The organism is Streptomyces griseorubiginosus (assembly GCF_001514195.1).
GTDB classification, from domain to species: Bacteria; Actinomycetota; Actinomycetes; order Streptomycetales; family Streptomycetaceae; genus Streptomyces; species Streptomyces griseorubiginosus.
Genome location: NZ_KQ948738.1, coordinates 516,245 through 534,719, shown reverse-complemented (window position 1 = coordinate 534,719; position 18,475 = coordinate 516,245). Strand labels below are relative to the sequence as shown.

General features: G+C 68.5%; 14 protein-coding genes and 1 pseudogene. 11 read left to right on the top strand and 4 right to left on the bottom strand.

Going from position 1 to position 18,475, the window contains the following annotated elements:
• The first annotated feature begins 118 nt into the window (after nt 1-118).
• Together AQJ54_RS25045 and AQJ54_RS45740 are read left to right on the top strand one after the other, a co-directional pair.
• Entirely contained in the window at nt 119-6,610 is a 6,492-nt protein-coding gene (locus AQJ54_RS25045) for a polymorphic toxin-type HINT domain-containing protein (RefSeq protein WP_062241092.1), read from the top strand.
• 2 nt (nt 6,611-6,612) lie between these two features.
• On the top strand, nt 6,613-6,957 hold the full coding sequence (locus tag AQJ54_RS45740) for a hypothetical protein (RefSeq protein ID WP_159055553.1): 345 nt from the start codon (nt 6,613-6,615) through the stop codon (nt 6,955-6,957).
• 347 nt (nt 6,958-7,304) lie between these two features.
• Here the strand turns inward: AQJ54_RS45740 and AQJ54_RS47810 are convergent.
• A pseudogene (locus AQJ54_RS47810) lies at nt 7,305-7,460 on the bottom strand (hypothetical protein); the annotation flags it as partial.
• A gap of 336 nt (nt 7,461-7,796) precedes the next feature.
• Between AQJ54_RS47810 and AQJ54_RS25040 the strand changes: the two are divergent.
• The gene (locus AQJ54_RS25040) at nt 7,797-8,075 is read left to right on the top strand and encodes a type II toxin-antitoxin system Phd/YefM family antitoxin (protein ID WP_062026232.1); all 279 of its coding nucleotides are present in this window, start codon (nt 7,797-7,799) and stop codon (nt 8,073-8,075) included.
• A gap of 63 nt (nt 8,076-8,138) precedes the next feature.
• On the opposite strand, the gene AQJ54_RS25035 is transcribed toward AQJ54_RS25040, so the two are convergent.
• On the bottom strand, nt 8,139-9,131 hold the full coding sequence (locus AQJ54_RS25035) for an ABC transporter permease (protein ID WP_062241089.1): 993 nt from the start codon (nt 9,129-9,131) through the stop codon (nt 8,139-8,141).
• Nucleotides 9,132-9,231: 100 nt separating this feature from the next.
• Here AQJ54_RS25035 and AQJ54_RS25030 point away from each other — a divergent pair, with 100 nt between their 5' ends.
• From AQJ54_RS25030 to AQJ54_RS24995, 8 genes are all read left to right on the top strand, one after another.
• Nucleotides 9,232-9,861, top strand: a complete 630-nt coding sequence (locus tag AQJ54_RS25030; RefSeq protein ID WP_062241088.1) for a TetR/AcrR family transcriptional regulator — start codon at nt 9,232-9,234, stop codon at nt 9,859-9,861.
• A gap of 177 nt (nt 9,862-10,038) precedes the next feature.
• Nucleotides 10,039-10,341: an urease subunit gamma gene (locus tag AQJ54_RS25025; protein WP_028810102.1), complete on the top strand. Its 303-nt coding sequence runs from the start codon at nt 10,039-10,041 to the stop codon at nt 10,339-10,341.
• A gap of 9 nt (nt 10,342-10,350) precedes the next feature.
• Entirely contained in the window at nt 10,351-10,662 is a 312-nt protein-coding gene (locus AQJ54_RS25020) for an urease subunit beta (protein ID WP_020123372.1), read from the top strand.
• Nucleotides 10,655-12,376, top strand: coding sequence for an urease subunit alpha (locus tag AQJ54_RS25015; protein WP_062241086.1), 1,722 nt, complete (start codon nt 10,655-10,657; stop codon nt 12,374-12,376). The genes AQJ54_RS25020 and AQJ54_RS25015 overlap by 8 nt, the downstream gene beginning before the upstream one ends.
• Before the next feature lie 13 nt (nt 12,377-12,389).
• Nucleotides 12,390-13,064, top strand: a complete 675-nt coding sequence (locus tag AQJ54_RS25010; RefSeq protein ID WP_062241084.1) for an urease accessory protein UreF — start codon at nt 12,390-12,392, stop codon at nt 13,062-13,064.
• A 91-nt stretch (nt 13,065-13,155) separates the two neighbouring features.
• Entirely contained in the window at nt 13,156-13,836 is a 681-nt protein-coding gene (ureG, locus tag AQJ54_RS25005) for an urease accessory protein UreG (RefSeq protein ID WP_062026238.1), read from the top strand.
• Nucleotides 13,821-14,600, top strand: coding sequence for an urease accessory protein UreD (locus AQJ54_RS25000; RefSeq protein WP_062241083.1), 780 nt, complete (start codon nt 13,821-13,823; stop codon nt 14,598-14,600). The genes ureG and AQJ54_RS25000 overlap by 16 nt, the downstream gene beginning before the upstream one ends.
• Nucleotides 14,601-14,731: 131 nt before the next feature.
• Nucleotides 14,732-16,345 (top strand): alpha/beta hydrolase, encoded by a 1,614-nt coding sequence (locus AQJ54_RS24995; RefSeq protein WP_062241355.1) that lies wholly within the window; start codon nt 14,732-14,734, stop codon nt 16,343-16,345.
• A gap of 46 nt (nt 16,346-16,391) precedes the next feature.
• Here AQJ54_RS24995 and AQJ54_RS24990 read toward each other — a convergent pair whose 3' ends face one another.
• Together AQJ54_RS24990 and AQJ54_RS24985 are read right to left on the bottom strand one after the other, a co-directional pair.
• Nucleotides 16,392-17,417 (bottom strand): NAD-dependent epimerase/dehydratase family protein, encoded by a 1,026-nt coding sequence (locus AQJ54_RS24990; RefSeq protein WP_062241081.1) that lies wholly within the window; start codon nt 17,415-17,417, stop codon nt 16,392-16,394.
• A gap of 73 nt (nt 17,418-17,490) precedes the next feature.
• Entirely contained in the window at nt 17,491-18,210 is a 720-nt protein-coding gene (locus AQJ54_RS24985) for a lysophospholipid acyltransferase family protein (RefSeq protein WP_030316429.1), read from the bottom strand.
• Between the last annotated feature and the right edge of the window lie 265 nt (nt 18,211-18,475).

Sequence of the window (18,475 nt, the reverse complement as noted above, 5' to 3'; positions counted from 1 at the left end):
GCCTTCCACGACCGAGCAGTCCTTGTCCGGCGCCGGGAAAAAGGGTGCCGTCGTCACGGTGGGATCGGTCAAAGCTGCCGGCTCATCGGGGCGATCGAGTGCCAAGGGTGACGCCGAGGTGGTCGTTCTGGATCAGCGGGCGGCCCGCCGGGCCGGGGTGACCGGTGTGCTGTTCACGGTCGAGGCGCAAAAGGCCGGGGACGCTCAGGTCACCGTCGACTACAGTTCCTTCGCCTCTGCCGTCGGCGGGAACTGGTCCTCACGAATAGGCCTGGTAACCCTGCCGGCCTGCGCACTGACCACGCCCAGCAAGAAGGACTGCCGTATCCCCGAAGCGGAACTGGCCTCCGCCAACAACGTGAAGACCGAGACCCTCACGGCCCGCCTTCCGATCTCCGGCACTTCGCAGAACACGCCCACCGTCATGGCCCTCATGGCGACGACGGCGGCCGAATCCGCCACGGGAGCGGGGGACTTCAAGGCGAGTCCGCTGGCGGCGTCCTCGACCTGGCAGGCAGGCAACTCCTCCGGCTCGTTCACGTGGTCGTACCCGATCACTACCCCGCCGGCAGCTGCGGGGCCTTCTCCGTCCCTGGCGTTGTCCTACGACTCCGGCCGCATCGACGGACGGACCGCGAACACCAACAACCAGGGAAGCCTGATCGGTGAGGGCTTCGACATCACCTCGTCATACATCGAGCGCACCTACGGCTCGTGCGAAGACGACGGCCAGACCGACAAGAGCGACCTGTGCTGGAAGTACGACAACGCCTCGCTCGTGCTGAACGGCCAGGCCACCGAACTCGTCAAGGACGACACCAACACCAAGGACGAGTGGCATCTCAAGGATGACGATGCCTCGAAGGTGGTCCGGCTCAAAGGCGCGGACAACAACGACGAGGACGGCGAGTACTGGCAGCTGACCACCAGCAACGGAACCACGTACACCTTCGGCCTGAACAAGCTGCCCGGCGCCGGCACCGAGCGGACGAAGTCGACGTGGACCGTCCCCGTCTTCGGCGACGACAAGGAAGAACCGGGCTACGACAAGGGCAGCGAGTTCAAGGCCCGTTCCTCAGTCCAGGCATGGCGCTGGAATCTTGACCTGGTCCAGGACGTCCACGGCAACGCCTCCACCTACTGGTACACCGCAGAGGACAACCACTACGCCCAGAACGGTGACACAGCGGCACCGAAGCCCTACACGCGCGGCGGATACCTCGACGAGATCCGCTACGGCCAGCGTGACGACACACTGTTCACCGCACCGGCCTCGGACAAGGTCGCCTTCTCCTACAAGGAGCGCTGCTTCGCGACCAGTTGCTCCTCCCTGACCGCCGACACCGCCGACAACTGGCCGGACGTCCCCTTCGACACCATCTGCTCAGCAAGCGAAACCGACTGCCAGGCGACCGGACCGACGTTCTTCACCCGCAAGCGTCTGACGGCCATCGACACCTACTACTGGTCCCGGGCGGCAGAGCCGGACGCCTTCATGCCGGTTGACTCCTACGCCCTGGGCCAGGAGTTCTGGGACGGGCACGACATCGACAACAGCTCCGACCAGTCCCTCAGTCTCATCTCGCTGACCCGCACCGGCAAAGACGGCACCGCCGTATCAACGCCGCCGATCGAGTTCACCTACCAGCAGCGGCCCAACCGGGTGGCCGGGGGCACCCAGCCGGGTGGCGGCAGCATCCTGCCTCTGACCCGCCCCCGTATCGGCACGATCACGACCGAGACCGGCGCGATCACCTCCGTGACCTTCTCCGAACCCGAGTGCGTGCGCGGCAGCAACATGCCGGCAGCGGAGGACGACAACAGTCTGTCCTGCTACCCGGTCTACTGGGCGATCAACGGCGGCGACACCCAGCTCGACTGGTTCCACAAGTACCGGGTCACCTCCATCACCACCAACGACCCCGCCGCCGGCAACCCGGGCACCCAGCTCTCCTACGACTACTCCGGCCCCGCCTGGCACTACAACGACGACCCGTTCACCAAGAACAAGGAACGCACCTGGTCCGTCTGGCGGGGATACCAGAAGGTCACCTCCTACACCGGTGACCCCGGTACCACCCGCTCGAAGAACGTGAAGCTGTTCATGCAGGGAATGAACGGCGACAAGCGCAAGAACGGCACGACCCGTTCCGCCACGGTCAAGGGCATCGACCTGAGCAACGACTCCGCGGTGACGACGGATGACCTCGATATCGCCGATGTGGCCGACGACGACCGCTACTCCGGACAGCTGCGCCAGGAGATCTCGTACAACGGCGCCACCGCCGTCAGCACCACTGTCAACGACCTCTGGGCCCATCAGACGGCCAGCCAGAAGAAGTCTTATGCCGACATCACCGCGCACTACGTCAGAACGGCTCGCACCTATAACCACACCTATCTGACGACAGCAAAGAAGTGGCGCTCCACCGGCATTGCGTACACCTATGACACCAAGTACGGCATGACGACGAAGGTCGAGGACGAGGGCGACCGTTCCGCCTCCGATGACGAGACCTGCACCCGTACCTGGTACGCCCGCAACGACACCAAGGGCCTGACCGACCTGGTCTCACGCACCCGTACCGTTGCCAAGTCCTGCGCGAAGACGGACGACACTCTCAGTCTGCCCACCAACGCCGACAGCCGCGGTGACGTCCTGTCCGACGCCGCCGTCGTCTACGACACCGCCGGCGCCACCGGATGGACGGCCGGCCAGGTACCCACGCTGGGCCTGCCCACCTGGACGGGACGAGCCAAGGCCTACCCGGCCGCATCCGGCACCAGCGACCGCAACCCTCCGGCCGCAACCGGCTGGCAGACCGTCACCACCACGACCTACGACACCGCTGCCGCAAAACTGGGCCGCCCCCTCACCACCACAGACGCCAAGGGCCGCACCACCACGACCGCCTACTACCCGGCAGCCGCAGGCCCGCTGGCCACCCAGGTCGTCACCGCGCCCAAACTCGCCTCCAACGGCCAGGCCCACCAGTCGAGCACCAGCTACAACCCGTCCCGCGGCACCGTCAACTACACCCAGGACGCCAACCTCAAGCGCACCGAGCACAGCTACGACGCCCTCGGCCGCCTCACCGCAACCTGGCTGCCCGGCCGTTCCAAGACCGCCGACACCCCCAGCGCCAAATTCGGCTACAGCATCGCCCGGAACAAAGCGCCCTGGTCGTCCGTGGCCACACTCAAAGCGAACGGCACCACGTACGACACCACATTCACTCTCTTCGACTCGCAACTGCGCGCCCTGCAGGTCCAGTCACCGTCGGCCCTCGGCGGACGCGTGCTGACCGACACCCGCTACGACAGCCGAGGGCTGGTCTACGAGACCTACGCCGACATCTACGACAGCGCCAACAGCCCCAGCGGCACCTACGCACAAGCGCCGTACGGAGGCGGAGCCCAGACCGAGACCCAGTTCGACGGCGCCGCCCGACCCACCACGGCTACCTTCCTCGTCGACGGCGTGAAGAAGTGGGAGACCACCACGTCGTACACCGGCGACTCGACCGCCACCTCCGCCCCTGCTGGCGGCAACGCCACCCGTACCATCACCGACGCCCTCGGACGCACCACCGAAACCCGCACCTACGCGGGCACACAGCCCAACGACGCCGCCTACGGCTCCACTTCCGGCACGAGCTACACCAGCGTCCGCCACACCCCGACCCGAGACGGCAAACCCGGCATCGTCACCGGACCCGACAACGCAACCTGGTCCTACACGTACGACCTGTTCGGCCGCACGGTGAAGACCGTAGACCCGGACAAGGGCACGACGACCACCGCATACACCGAACTGGACCAGGTCGACACCACCAAGGACGACGAGGACCGCACGCTCCTCTACTCCTATGACGAACTCGGCCGCAAGACAGGCCTGTGGCACAACAGCCGAACCGAAGCCAACAGGCTGTCCGAATGGACCTACGACACCGTCCTCAAGGGGCAGCCCTCCGCGTCCATCCGGTATGAAAACGGCGCGACGTACAAAAAAGAAGTCACGGCGTACGACAACCGCTACCGGCCCACTGCCACCAGCCTCACCCTGCCGACCGACGACCCTCTGGTGAAGTCCGGGGCGGTGCTCAATCCGGTCACCTCCGAGACGAATTACTACCTGGACGGCTCGGTCTCAAGCTTCAAAGAGCCCGCCGCCGCCGGTCTCCCCTCCGAATCGCTCACCAACGTCTACAACAGTGCCGGCCTGCAAACCGGACTCTCGGGCAAATCCAGCTATCTGCTGGCCGCCGACTACACGGCGCTCGGGCAGGTCGGCCAACTCCAGCTGGGAACCTCCGACATCGAAGGCGTCAAGCGCGTCTTCCTCACCAACACCTACGAGAAGGGCACGCGTCGCCTGCTGAAAGCCTCAGCCGACGACCAGACCCGAGGCGCCGTACAGGACCTCACCTACACCTACGATCTCGCCGGCAACGTCACGGGCATCTCCGACAGCGCCAATATCGGAACCGGCGCCGACACCCAGTGCTTCACCTACGACACATACGGCCGTCTCAGCGAAGCCTGGACTCCCAAAACAGCTGACTGCGCTACCTCTGGCCGCACCACGACGAATCTCGGCGGGCCGGCCCCGTACTGGACCAGCTACACCTATACCGCTTCCGGTCAGCGCAAGACCGAGAAGAAGAACACAGCCACCCCAGTCACCAGCACGTACTGCTACGACTCCGCACGTACGCACGCGCTGGCCGCCACCACGACCACAGGTTCCTGCACCGGCGTCGCCAAGCAGTACACCTACGACGACACCGGCAACACGACGACACGCGTCAAGAGCGCCGGCGCCACCATCGCCCAAACCCTGGCCTGGAACGAGGAAGGCAGACTCAGCCGCCTGACCGACGACGCGTCGGCCACCTCCACGAACTATCTCTACGACGCCGACGGCGAGTTGCTCATCCGACGCGACAATGCCTCCAGCGGTGAGACCGTCCTGTACCTCGGCAACACAGAAGTCCACCTCACGACCGGCAAGAAGTGGGCCAACCGCTACTACCAGGCGGCCGGCGCAACCATCGCCCTGCGCACCAACGAATCCGGTACCGAGAAGCTCAGCTTCCTCGCCGGCGACCAGCACGGCACCAGCACCGTCTCCGTCACCAGCGACGCCAATCAAGCTCTGACCAAGCGGTATAGCACACCCTTCGGAACGGGCCGCGGCGCGACCACCGGCGTATGGCCCGACGACAAGGGCTTCCTCGGCATGAGCGCCGACGCCGGGACGGGACTGACGCATATCGGAGCGCGTGAGTACGACCCCAGCACGGGTCAGTTCATCAGCGTCGACCCCCTGCTCCAACTGGAGCTGCACCAGACGCTGAACGGCTACAGCTACGGCATGCAGAACCCGGTCACGCACCCGGACCCGAGCGGCATGGGCATAGCGTGCGGCACCGGCAACGGCTTCGACATTCCGTGCCCCAAGAACGACTCCAACGGTGACGGTGTCACCAATCCCGGTGACATCAACACCAACGTCAAGGACAGAGACACTGATGTCACGTGGGCGGACGAGGGCCCGACGAACACGGACGTGAACGGAGACGGGTACATCACTCTGCTCCCCGGCGTCCACATTCCCGCCGAGTGGCACGGAACGGCAGAATTCGCCAAGCTCTTCTACGCGCGACTGAACCAACTGTCTTACTACGGCATGGACCTCCATCTCGACCACCCGGAGGAACCACTTGTCAAGTTCGACATAACTACGGCTTTGCTGGACGCCTGCAATAAAACGGGATGCCCATCGGAGAAAAAGTTCTTCTTTAACTTCTTCGCCGAAAACGTGGTCGTAGGGATCAGTGAGGGCGGACAGTCAAGCGCTTCTGCCGGCCTTGGACGGCTTCCCTCCTCGAAAAAGAAAAGCTCGGGCTGCCAGTGTTTCCTCGCCGGGACGGACGTCCTCATGGCGGACGGCACGACGAAGGACATCGAGCACGTCAAGGTCGGCGACGAAGTATGGGCGACCGACCCCGAGACTGGCGAAACCAAAGCCGGCGAAGTAACGCGCGTTATCAGCACCGAGAATGACAAGAAGTTCAACGAGCTGTCCATCAAGACCGATCAGGGCATCGAAAAGCTCACCGCCACCTATGAGCACCCGTTCTGGTCACCGTCGGAACAGCGCTGGATCGAGGCGCACCAGCTCACGCCCGGCATGACCCTCCTCACCGAGGACCGCCGGACCGCGACCGTCACGGGCAACAGGGCGTTCGCACATCATGCCAGGACGTACAACCTCACCATCAAGGGGTTGCACACGTACTATGTGCTGGCGGGCCAGACACCGGTTCTCGTTCACAATGCGGGCTGTGATGAGTGGGCAGCCAAGCATGCCGCCGCAAATGGTGGCGAAATCTTCAAATTCTTCGGTCCAGGCGGAGAAAGGCACCCCATGGGTCCGTACCGACCTAAGGGTCCGGGTACTCCAGAACTCGACGAGAGCTGGTTCCATCACACTGTGGTGGTCAGAGATGGGAAAGTGTACGACCAATGGGCGCCGAGAGGAATCGAGATTGACGAATTCAAGAGACGTTTCGATTACGGGGATGATATTGACTTCGGATTCTGATCATGGGTGAGCCGCTAGGTGAATTCCTTCCCGAACTGCGAAGGCATCACGGTATCTATGTTATGCGGCGAACCTATGAAGGAACCTGTGCGTTCCTTTCGGGGTACGAGTTGGGATCGGGCCATTATTTCCTGAAAGAATTCCATAGTTGGCTACTGTTCCGAAACAAAGGGAGACCAGAGCTTTTCTGGCCTCTGCTCGTACTCTGCGAGGTTTATCGCGATGGCTCACTGCCGGACATCAGATACTTCACACCTGAGCAGGATGAACGCATGGTTGCCGTACTTTTCGACCTGCTGGGGGAGTTCTTCAATGCCGCAGGTCAATCGGAGGCTGTTGGAGATTGAATACTTTCCGGTTCGGAAGCGCCGAAGGGTGTCGAATTGATGACCCCGTGGCGACAGCGCTGGCGCAGTCCAGGACGACGCTGGCGGGTTCATCCGGTGAGGCTGAAGGCTGTCGGAATTCTGGGGTAGTCGCGGGTGGGACGTAGGGCGGCGGCGCTGAGACACCGTGAGGAAGTGCGCAGAACTGCAAGAGGTGCACTGGCATTAATCAGTGCTTACCGTGTTCCCGTCAAGTCTCGTTCGTGTACCGATGGGTCACCTCGGAGGCGCTTCCTTGGCCAGTCGGTTCCGCTTGTTCTCCATACGTCACTGGGCATTCAGCGCCTTCTCGCCGCGGCCTCCTCCATCTACTTCGCTGCGCCCGCTGCATGTTCCCGGGAGTCGGCATCCCCGCCACCAATGCCTTCTGCAGGCCGGCCGACCGACTTGAGCGTGTTCGGCAGTATGTCGGTGTTGCCGATCGCCGTCTCCAACGCCTCCCGGGCCGCCTCCAGTTGTTCGGACTGCGCGGCGGCAAACGTCCGGGATCAGGCCGCGCGCATGATGCCCACCACGGCTTGCCGAGATGGAGGCTGGGTGGAGATCCGCCCAGCCTCCGGTACGTCGACGGGCAAGCACCCGCCCGGCCGGAATTCTGTGCAGGGCCGGTCGGAGCGGGGCGTTCCGCCGCACCGGTGACCTGCCAGGATTCAGTGCGACCGGATAGCTCTTCGTCTCACCCCGTCTCACCCATTTCTCACAGACGAGAGCGCACGGGAGCACGGAAGAGCCCCTGACCTGGAACTTTGATGTCGTCATAGACCACGGTGAACCAGATGGACGCCCCGTAAGCTAGGGGTATGGCCTACGAGATTCCGGTGACGCAAGCCAGGGCTGAGCTCGCCGACCTGATCAACCGGGTGGTGTACGGCGGCGAGCGTGTCGTCGTCACACGGCACGGAAAGCCGCTGGTCGCCCTCGTCTCGGCCGCCGACCTCGAACAGCTCGAGGGGCTCCAGGAGCCCGCCGAGGACCAGGTGATCAGCGCGGTCTCGACCGTGCGGGAGGTCGCGTCCGCTCCTCGCGAACAGCAGCGGTTCGGCATCGCCGCCCACCACCGGGGCGCCGGGCCGTCCTAGAGAGGTGTCTCGGCAACGCGTGGACCCCGGCCGCTCGGGCCGGGGTCCGGTGGAGCCGATTCCTCAGCCGACCGGCGTGAGCGCGGGCTCCGCGGAGTCGGACGCGGACGCGGTGGTCTTCGACCGCTCCTTCAGGGCGTTCCCCAGGAGAACCGCGCCCAGCCCCAGCACCGCCCACCAGGTGAGCGTCAGGGCGGGTCCGGTGGCCGCCGCCCCGTCGAAGAACGACACCGAACGCAGCAGGGTCGCGCTCGCGCCCGGCGGCAGCCACTGGCCGACGGCGCCCACCGGCTCGGGCAGCAGCTGCGGGGCCGATGCCGCTCCCGAGAACGGGTTGCCGAGGAACATCACCAGGAAGGCCACGGCACCGATCCCCGCCGGCCCGACCAGGGCGGCGAGACCCGCCACGGCCGCGCTCACCGCCAGCGTCGCAAGACCGAGCGTGCCGGCCTCTGCCCACCAGTTGCCGGTGAGGGCACCGAGCCAGCTGTGCGCGAGCGCGGCCGCGACGACCCCCACCAGGGCGGCGGCGACGGTCAGCGCGGCGACGGCCCGGAATCCGCGCAGTCCGAGCAGGGTCACGACCGCGCCCGCCACCAGGCCGGCCAGCGCCAGCGGCAGCACGGACGAGCTCAGGGCTGCGCCCCTCGGGTCGGACGCGGGGGTGGCGACGACGTCAACGGTCTTCACTTCGCTGCCCCTGGCGGTGGCCTGCTCGGTCACCGCCTGCCGCAGGAGCTGGGCCACGACCGGGCTCGCGGCCGACGCGGTGAGCAGCTCGGGGCCCTCGGGGGTGACGACGACCGCGCCGTAGACGTCCCGGTTCTCGATGGCGGACCGGGCGGCGGCCTCGTCGGCGTAGCGGTGGATCTCGAAGGCACCCTCGTGCCGCGCGAACTGCTGCTCCAGCTGGGCCGTCGCGGTGGCCGGGCCGGCCACACCGAGCGGCAGATCGCGGGGGGCGGTGCGGGCGGCGGGCCATGCGAAGGCCCACAGCGCCAAAGCGGCCAGCAGGGGCACGAGGACGACGACCGCGATCAGGCGGCGGGTGGCCATGGAGACTCCAAAGAGAAGGATCGTTCGTTTTAGTTTCGCCACCACCGTCCCTCCGCTGCCGCTCCTTGTCAAGAAGGAATGTTCGTTTTACTTTGGGTGCATGGCCCGTGTATCCCAGGCGCACCTCGACGCCCGCCGCCGTCAGATCCTCGACGGCGCCGCCCTCTGCTTCGCCCGCAACGGCTTCCACGCCACGTCCATGCAGGACGTACTGAAGGAGGTCGATCTGTCCGCCGGGGCGGTGTACCGCTATTTCAGCGGCAAGGACGAGCTGATCGGCGCGATCGTCGGGGAAGTGCTCGGCCAGGTCCGGGAGGCGTTCGAGGAGGCGGCCCGCAGCACTCCGCCCCCGCCGCCGGACCGCCTCGTCGCCTCGGTGCTCGGGCGGGTCCTCGCCGCCAAGGAGTCCCTGACCGTGGACGGCCGGCCCGCCTTCCCGGGACTGGTCGTCCAGGTGTGGGCGGAGACGATCCGCAACGAGGAGCTCTCGACACTGCTGCGGGAAGGCTACGGCGCGGTGCGCGGGGCCTGGGCGCGGATCGTCGGGGAGTACCAGGACGCCGGGATGATGCGCCCGGACGTGCCCCCGGAGCAGGTGGCCCGGACCATGATGGCGGCCGCGATGGGCTTCATCGCGCAGCAGGCCCTGTTCGGGCCGGCCCCCGCCCACGATCTCGCGGCGGGTCTACGGGCGTTGATGAGCATGGGGGACGACACCGGCGCGCGCTGAGGGGGATGCGGGACGACCGCCGTCGGCCCCCGCCGATCCGCGCTGATGGATCACAGCTCGGTTAACGTGCCTGAAACCGGATCCAACTAGCCTGCGGGTCCACGCCACCAGGGACTTTGCCCGGGGCTGAGGCAACCGGACCCCGCACGGTCCGGAGCGAGGACTGTGAGGTGGGACGTGCAACTGACCCCGCACGAGCAAGAACGGCTGCTGATCCACGTGGCGGCCGACGTCGCCGAGAAGCGCCGGGCCCGCGGGCTCAAGCTCAACCACCCCGAGGCGGTCGCGCTCATCACCTCGCACATCCTCGAGGGCGCACGTGACGGCCGTACCGTCGCCGAACTCATGGCCTCCGGGCGGACCCTGCTGACCCGCGACGACGTCATGGAAGGCATCCCCGAGATGATCCACGACGTGCAGGTCGAGGCCACCTTCCCGGACGGCACCAAGCTCGTCACCGTCCACGACCCGATCGTCTGAGGGGCCCCGATGATCCCCGGAGAGATCCTCTTCGCCGACGGCCCGATTGCCTACAACGAGGGCCGTGAGGTCACCCGTCTGACCGTCCTCAACGCCGCCGACCGGCCCGTCCAGGTCGGCTCCCACTACCACTTCGCCGAGACCAACCCCGGCCTGGAGTTCGACCGGGCCGCCGCCCGTGGCAAGCGGCTGAACGTCGCCGCCGGCACCGCCGTGCGCTTCGAACCCGGCATCCCGGTCGACGTGGAACTCGTCCCGCTCGCCGGCGCCCGTGTGGTGCCGGGGCTGCGCGGGGAGACCGGAGGTGCCCTCGATGCCTGAGATCTCTCGTGCCGCCTACGCCGACCTGTTCGGCCCCACCACAGGCGACCGCATCCGGCTCGCCGACACCGACCTGCTGATCGAGGTCGAGGAGGACCGTTCCGGCGGCCCCGGGCTCGCCGGTGACGAGGCCGTGTTCGGCGGCGGCAAGGTCATCCGCGAGTCGATGGGCCAGTCAAGGGCCACCCGCGCGGAAGGCACCCCCGACACCGTCATCACCGGCGCGGTCGTCGTCGACCACTGGGGTGTCGTCAAGGCCGACGTCGGCATCCGCGACGGCCGCATCACCGGCATCGGCAAGGCGGGCAACCCCGACACCATGGACGGCATCCACCCGGACCTGGTGATCGGCCCCGAGACCGAGGTCATCGCGGGCAACGGACGGATCCTGACCGCGGGCGGCATCGACGCGCACGTCCACTTCATCTGCCCGCAGATCGCCGACGAGGCGCTCGCCTCCGGCGTCACCACCCTGGTCGGCGGTGGCACCGGTCCCGCCGAGGGCTCCAAGGCCACCACCGTCACCCCCGGCCCCTGGCACCTGGCCCGGATGCTGGAGGCGATGGAGCAGTACCCGCTCAACATCGGCTTCCTCGGCAAGGGCAACACCGTCTCGCACGAGGCGATGCTGTCCCAGATCCGCGGCGGTGCCCTCGGACTGAAGCTGCACGAGGACTGGGGCTCGACCCCGGCCGTCATCGACGCCTCGCTGACCGTCGCCGACCGCACCGGCATCCAGGTCGCCATCCACACCGACACCCTCAACGAGGCCGGTTTCGTGGGCGACACGCTCGCCGCGATCGGTGGCCGGGGCATCCACGCCTACCACACCGAGGGTGCGGGCGGCGGACACGCACCGGACATCATGACCGTGGTCTCCCAGCCGCACGTGCTGCCCAGCTCCACCAACCCGACCCGGCCCTTCACCGTCAACACCGCCGAGGAACACCTCGACATGCTGATGGTCTGCCACCACCTCAACGCGGCCGTCCCGGAGGACCTCGCCTTCGCCGAGTCCCGCATCCGCCCCACGACCATCGGTGCCGAGGACATCCTGCACGACCTGGGCGCCATCTCGATCATCTCCTCCGACGCCCAGGCCATGGGCCGGGTCGGCGAGGTGATCATGCGGACCTGGCAGACCGCGCACGTCATGAAGCGGCGCCGGGGCGCCCTGCCGGGCGACGGCCGCGCGGACAACCATCGCGTGCGGCGCTATGTCGCCAAGTACACGATCAACCCCGCCGTCGCCCAGGGGCTCGCGCACGAGGTGGGCTCGGTCGAGACGGGCAAGCTGGCCGACCTGGTGCTGTGGGAGCCGGCGTTCTTCGGCGTCAAGCCCCATCTCGTCCTGAAGGGCGGCCAGATCGCCTACGCGCAGATGGGCGACGCCAACGCGTCCATCCCGACCCCGCAGCCGATCCTGCCCCGGCCGATGTACGGGGCGATCGGCCGGGCACCGGCCTCGAACTCCTTCAACTTCGTGGCCCCGCTCGCCATCGAGGACGGACTGCCGGAGCGGCTCCAGCTCGGCAAGCGGTTCGTGGCCACCGAGTCGACACGCGGGGTCACCAAGGCCGACATGCGCGAGAACGACGCCCGGCCCGACGTCCGGGTCGACCCCGACAGCTTCGCCGTGCACATCGACGGCGAACTCGTCGAGGCCACCCCGGCGGCCGAACTGCCCATGGCCCAGCGCTACTTCCTCTTCTGATGGCGGGGTCGTGATGTCACGGGCCGCACTGCTCGTCCTGGCCGACGGCCGTTTCCCCGCCGGAGGCCACGCGCACTCCGGCGGGGCGGAGGCGGCGGTCGGGGCGGGGCGGATCACGGACGCGGAGAGCCTGGAGGCGTTCTGCCGGGGGCGACTGCACACGGCGGGACTGGTGTCGGCGGCGCTCGCCGCGGCGGCCGTACTCGGCGTGCCGCCGCGGGAGTTGGACGCGGCGGCGGACGCCCGCACCCCGTCCCCCGCGCTGCGGCTCGCCGCCCGCAAGCTGGGCCGACAACTGACGAGGGCGGCCCGCGCGACCTGGCCGTCCGCCGAACTCGACGCGTTGGCAAGGGAGTTCCCCAAGGGCGCCCACCAGCCGGTCGTGCTGGGCCTGGCGGCCCGGGCGGCGGGCCTGGAGGCCGTGGACGCCGCGTACTGCGCGGTGTACGAGAGCGTAAGCGGCCCAGCATCGGCGACGGTCAGGCTCCTGAGCCTGGACCCCTTCGACGCAACGGCCGTACTGGCCCGGCTGGCACCGGAGCTGGACCGGGTCGCGGATCAGGCAGTGGAGGCGGCGCGGAACGTGGCGGACGAAGGCACCGACGCGTTGCCCGCGGCTTCGGCGCCATTGCTGGAGATCGCCGCCGAGCTGCACGCGGCCTGGCCAGTACGCCTGTTCGCGTCATAGGGGCGCTCAGGTAACCCAGTTGGGGGCGCGGGGAACTGCGCGACCAGCCCCCACGCACCCGCACCCGACAACGAGACCAGAGGAGCCGTACATGCACCTGGACCACCACCACAACGGCCCCGCCGCAGTAAGCGCCGACGCTCACCGCAAAGACGGCTCCCACCGAGCCCTCCGCATCGGCCTCGGCGGCCCTGTCGGCTCCGGCAAGACCGCCACCGTCGCCGCCCTCTGCCGCGCCCTGCGCGACGAGCTGTCCCTCGCCGTCGTGACGAACGACATCTACACCCGCGAGGACGCCGAGTTCCTCCTCAGGGAAGCCGTTTTGCCTCCCGAGCGCATCACCGCCGTGGAGACGGGTGCCTGCCCCCACACCGCGATCCGTGACGACATCTCCGCCAACCTGGAGGCCGTCGAGGACCTGGAGGACGAGGTCGGCCCCCTGGACCTGATCCTCGTGGAGAGCGGCGGCGACAACCTCACCGCCACCTTCTCCAAGGGTCTGGTCGACGCCCAGATCTTCGTCATCGACGTGGCCGGCGGGGACGACATCCCGAGGAAGGGCGGCCCCGGCGTCACCACCGCCGACCTGCTCATCGTCAACAAGACCGACCTCGCCCCGTACGTCGGCTCGGACCTCGCGCGGATGGCCGCCGACGCCAAGGCCCAGCGCGCGGAGCTCCCGGTCGTCCTCCAGTCCCTGCGGAGCGAGACCGGCGTCGCGGACACCGCCGCCTGGGTCCGGTCGCAGCTCGCCGCGTGGACGGCGGCGTGACCACGGCCCTGACCGGAGTGCGGGCCACCGCGCGGCTGGTCGCCCGGGACGACGGGCGCGGCGGCACCGCCCTGCCCGTACTGGAGAGCGACGGCCCGCTGGCCCTGCGGCGCACCCGGGGGAGCGGTGCCGAGGCACGGGTCATGCTGGTCGGCGCGATGAGCGGCCCCCTCGGCGGCGACCACTTCACCGTGCGGGCCGAGGTCCAGGAGGGCGCCAGGCTGCACGTCGGTTCGGCCGCCGCCACCATCGCCCTGCCGGGACAGACCAAGGGCGAGGCGCACTACGACGTACGGCTGGCCGTCTCCGAGGAAGCCGAACTGCACTGGCTGCCCGAGCAGTTGATCTCCGCGGGCGGCAGCGACCTGTACGTCACCACGCGCGTCGACCTCGCGGATACCAGCCGGTTCGTGCTGCGCGAGGAGCAGGTCCTCGGAAGGGTGGGGGAGGAGCCCGGGCGGCTGAGCAGCCGGCTCGTGCTGCGGATCGCCGGCCGGACTGTGCTGGACCAGGAACTGACCTGCGGACCGGGCGCCCCGGGCGGCTGGGACGGACCCGCGGTGCTCGCCGGACACCGGGCCGTGGGCCAACTCCTGCTCGCGCGGCCGGAGTTCGCCGAGCATCCCGTGGCGGCACGACAGCTCGCCGAGCACGCCGTGGTCGTCCCGCTGGCCGGGCCCGCCGCACTCGTGAGCGCCGTCTCCCCCGACGCGCTGCGGCTGCGCCGGGTGCTGGACGAGGCGTTGGCTGTCCTGAGTGCGTAGTTCGCCCAGCGAACGACCCCATCCGGTTATCGGATTGGCAAAGAAGAGTCACGCCCCCCTGTTCACGGCGTCTCCATAGCAAGGAGGATCCCCCGTACGCATTCGAAACGATGTACGGGGAGGGGTCCCTCTTGAGGGAGACGCGACCGAAGTGGCGGACGACCGCGCTCGGTTCGGCCGGAGTACTCATCACGGCCACACTCATATCCGGTGCCGTCGCGGCACCCGCGTCCGGCGCCAACACCTACGACGGGGGCGGCCGGCACGGCAAGGACCGGGAGACCGTCGGCGCCGAGATCGCCGCGGCCCGGGCCGCGAAGGCCGGCATCGACTGGGCGGACTGCCCGGCCGACTGGGGGATCGCGAAGCCGGTCCAGTGCGGCTGGGTCAGCGTTCCGCTGGACTACGCCAAGCCGAACGGCAAGCAGATCAAGCTGGCCGTCGACCGCATCGGCAACACCGGCACCCCGGCGGAGCGCCAGGGCGCCCTCGTCTACAACCCGGGCGGACCCGGCGGCTCGGGCATGCGCTTCCCGCTCCGTGTCGTCAACAAGAACCCGATCTGGGCCAACGTCTCCAAGGCCTACGACTTCGTGGGCTTCGACCCGCGCGGCGTCGGCCACTCCGCGCCCATCTCCTGCATCGACCCGCAGGAGTTCGTGAAGGCGCCCAAGGCCGACCCGGTCCCGGACTCCGAGGCCGACAAGCTGGCTCAGCGCAAGCTGGCCCGCGAGTACGCCGAGGGCTGCGCCGAGCGCACCGGCAAGGCGATGCTCCAGCAGATGACCACGCCCAACACCGTGCGCGACCTGGACGTCATCCGTGCCGCGCTCGGCGAGAAGAAGCTCAACTACCTGGGCGTCTCCTACGGCACCTACATCGGCGCCGTCTACGGCACCATGTACCCGGGCCACGTGCGCCGCATGGTCGTCGACAGCGTCGTGAACCCCTCCCGCGAGAAGATCTGGTACGAGGCCAACCTCGACCAGGACATCGCCTTCGAGGGCCGCTGGAAGGACTGGGAGGACTGGGTCGCCGCCAACGACGCCACCTTCCACCTCGGCACCACCCGGGCCGCGGTCGAGGCGAAGTGGCTCGAACTGCGCGCCACCGCCAAGAAGAACCCCATCGGCGGGGTCGTCGGCCCGGCCGAGCTGATCAGCTTCTTCCAGAGCGCCCCGTACTACGACTCCTCGTGGGTGCCGGTCGCCACGGTGTTCGGCAAATACGTCGCCGGCGACACCCAGGCGCTGGTCGACGCGGCGGCCCCGGACCCGTCCGACACCGCGGGCAACATCTCCTCGGAGAACGGCAACGCCGTCTACACGGCCGTCGAGTGCACCGACGCCAAGTGGCCCACCAGCTGGAAGAAGTGGGACCGCGACAACACCGCGCTCCACCAGAAGTACCCCTTCATGACCTGGGCCAACGCCTGGATGAACCTGCCCTGCGCCACCTGGCCGGTCAAGCAGCAGACTCCGGTGAGCGTCAGGACGGGCAAGGGCCTGCCGGGTGTGCTCATCGTGCAGTCCCAGCGTGACGCGGCCACCCCGTACGCGGGCGGCGTCGAACTGCACAAGCGCTTCAAGGGCTCCCGCCTGATCACCGAGAAGGACGCGGGCTCCCACGGTGTGACCGGCCTGGTCAACCCGTGCATCAACCCGCGGGTGGACGCCTACCTGCTCAGCGGGAAGCTGGACACGGCCGACGTGACCTGCGCCCCGCACGCCACGCCGAAGCCGTAACACACGTACACGGGACAAGGCGGCCGGAGCCACCGGCCGCCTTCTCTCATGCGCCGAGCGAGTCGAGGTACGCGTCCTCCGCCGCGTAGTCGAAGAGGTCGCCGTAGGTCTGGAACATCCTCGGGTAGGCCTCCCGCCAGTCCTGGCCGGCCAGCCGGTCCTCGATCCAGGCGACGGTCTCCGGGAGCCGGTCGGCGTACCGTGCCACCACCGGGCGGTAGCCCAACTCCCGTTCCGCGGCGGACATGTCGAAGACGACGGGCACCGGTACCGACCACGGCGTGTCCCCCACGGTGGGCGACGGCGGCGCACCCTCGATCAGCACGGTCTCCGGCTCGACGCCCATCACCGAGTCGATCGCGGCGGCGATCTCCGCCACCGTCGGGGCGTGAGGGTCCACGGCGTTCAGGGCCCTGCTGCCGGGCCGGGCGGCGGCGAGCCGGACCAGTTCGGCGATGTTGTGGACGTTCGCCGGATGGAAGCGGCTCCGGCCGCCGTACGGCAGCAGGCGCCGGGGCCGCCCGTCCAGGTTGCGCTTGACGAAGTACAGCTCGCGCGGGGTCCGGCAGTGCGGTCCGTGGATCGCCCCCGCGCGCAGCAGCGTCGTGGGCAACCGGTCGCCCGCGGCCAGGAGTTCACGCTCCAGACCGGCCTTGCGGGTGCTGTACGACGACTCGCCCGGGGCGACCGTCCGCTGCTCCTCGCCGGTGGGCACCGGATACTCGGGGAAGCCGTCCGGCTCCGCCTGGGTGTCGAAGCTGCGGCCCTTGTCGTCCTCGTACACCGAGACGCTGGAGACCACCACGGCGGAGCCGACCCGGTCGGCCAGCGACACCAACTGCCGTGCGTGCTCCGGCCCGTAGGCCACCACGTCCACCAGGACCTCGCAGCCCTCACCCACCGCGGCGGCCAGCGCCGAGTCGTCCGCCCGGTCGGCCCGCGCGGTACGCACCTCGGCGGGCCAGCTCTCGTCCCGCGCGCCGCCCCGCGAGACGGCGGTCACCTCCCAGCCGTCGCGGGCCAGTGCACCCACGGCCACCCGCCCGATCTGTCCGGTCGCTCCGATCACCACAGCACGTCGTGTCATGCCGTGACCCTACGGTCGGACGTCGGGCGGGCACACGCAGCTCTGCCGACAGCAGAGGTCAACTGAGCGGCAGGCGCGGGAACTTGCGCTCCTTGGCGGCAGCGGCCTCGGCCGCCTTCACCACGGCCGCGTACTCGTCGACGTACTCCTGGTCGGACAGCTTCAGGATGGCGTACATGATCTCGTCGGTGATCGCCCGCAGGATCGCCTTCTCGTTCTCCATCCCGGCATAGCGGGAGAAGTCGAGGGGCTTGCCGAAGCGGATCACCACGGGGTGGATGTTGGGGATGACCTTGCCGGGCGGCTGGGCCTCGAAGGTGCCGATCATCGCGCAGGGGATCACCGGCACCTGGGCCCTGAGGGCCATCACCGCGACGCCGACCTTGCCCTTGTAGAGGCGGCCGTCGTGGGAGCGGGTGCCCTCCGGGTAGATGCCCAGTAGCTCGTCCTTGCGCAGCACGCCGAGACCCTCGCGGATGGCGGCCTGGCCCGCCTCCTTGCCGGAACGGTCGACCGGGATCTGTCCGGCACTGCGGAAGAAGAAGGCGGTCAGCCGGCCCTTGATGCCGGGGCCGGTGAAGTACTCGGCCTTCGCCAGGAAGGTGATGCGGCGCTTGAGCACCGCGGGCATCAGGAAGTGGTCGGAGAAGGACAGGTGGTTGCCGGCCACGATGGCCGCACCCGAGTCCGGGATGTGCTCCAGGCCCTCTATTCGAGGCCGGAAGACCAGTCTCAGCAACGGCCCCAACAGCACGTATTTGAGCAGGTAGTAGAACAAGAGGGGGCGCTCCTCGGTCGGGCGGACGGCTCAACTCCGCGTTCTGGCTGGTCAACCGGCGTGAGATGGGGCTGTCAGTGTAGGCGCAGGCGGCGGGACCCGGAACAGCCCCGACCGCCGCTCCAGCTTGATCCCGTAGCGCGGCCGACGGCAACTCGACGAGCACGGGTGACGCGATACGCGCCACAGGTAGGCCGGGGACTCCCTCTTGCCTTCCACCGGGCGCCCCGGTCCGGCGAGACCCGGCAGCACTCCGCCCGGCGAG

What these genes read in the sequence shown, in the direction of transcription:
- AQJ54_RS45740 (WP_159055553.1), top strand. Translation starts at nt 6,613, where the DNA reads ATGGGTGAGCCGCTAGGTGAATTCCTTCCCGAACTGCGAAGGCATCAC.
- AQJ54_RS25040 (WP_062026232.1), top strand. Translation starts at nt 7,797, where the DNA reads ATGGCCTACGAGATTCCGGTGACGCAAGCCAGGGCTGAGCTCGCCGAC.
- AQJ54_RS25035 (WP_062241089.1), bottom strand. Translation starts at nt 9,131, where the DNA reads ATGGCCACCCGCCGCCTGATCGCGGTCGTCGTCCTCGTGCCCCTGCTG.
- AQJ54_RS25030 (WP_062241088.1), top strand. Translation starts at nt 9,232, where the DNA reads ATGGCCCGTGTATCCCAGGCGCACCTCGACGCCCGCCGCCGTCAGATC.
- AQJ54_RS25020 (WP_020123372.1), top strand. Translation starts at nt 10,351, where the DNA reads ATGATCCCCGGAGAGATCCTCTTCGCCGACGGCCCGATTGCCTACAAC.
- AQJ54_RS25015 (WP_062241086.1), top strand. Translation starts at nt 10,655, where the DNA reads ATGCCTGAGATCTCTCGTGCCGCCTACGCCGACCTGTTCGGCCCCACC.
- AQJ54_RS25010 (WP_062241084.1), top strand. Translation starts at nt 12,390, where the DNA reads ATGTCACGGGCCGCACTGCTCGTCCTGGCCGACGGCCGTTTCCCCGCC.
- ureG (WP_062026238.1), top strand. Translation starts at nt 13,156, where the DNA reads ATGCACCTGGACCACCACCACAACGGCCCCGCCGCAGTAAGCGCCGAC.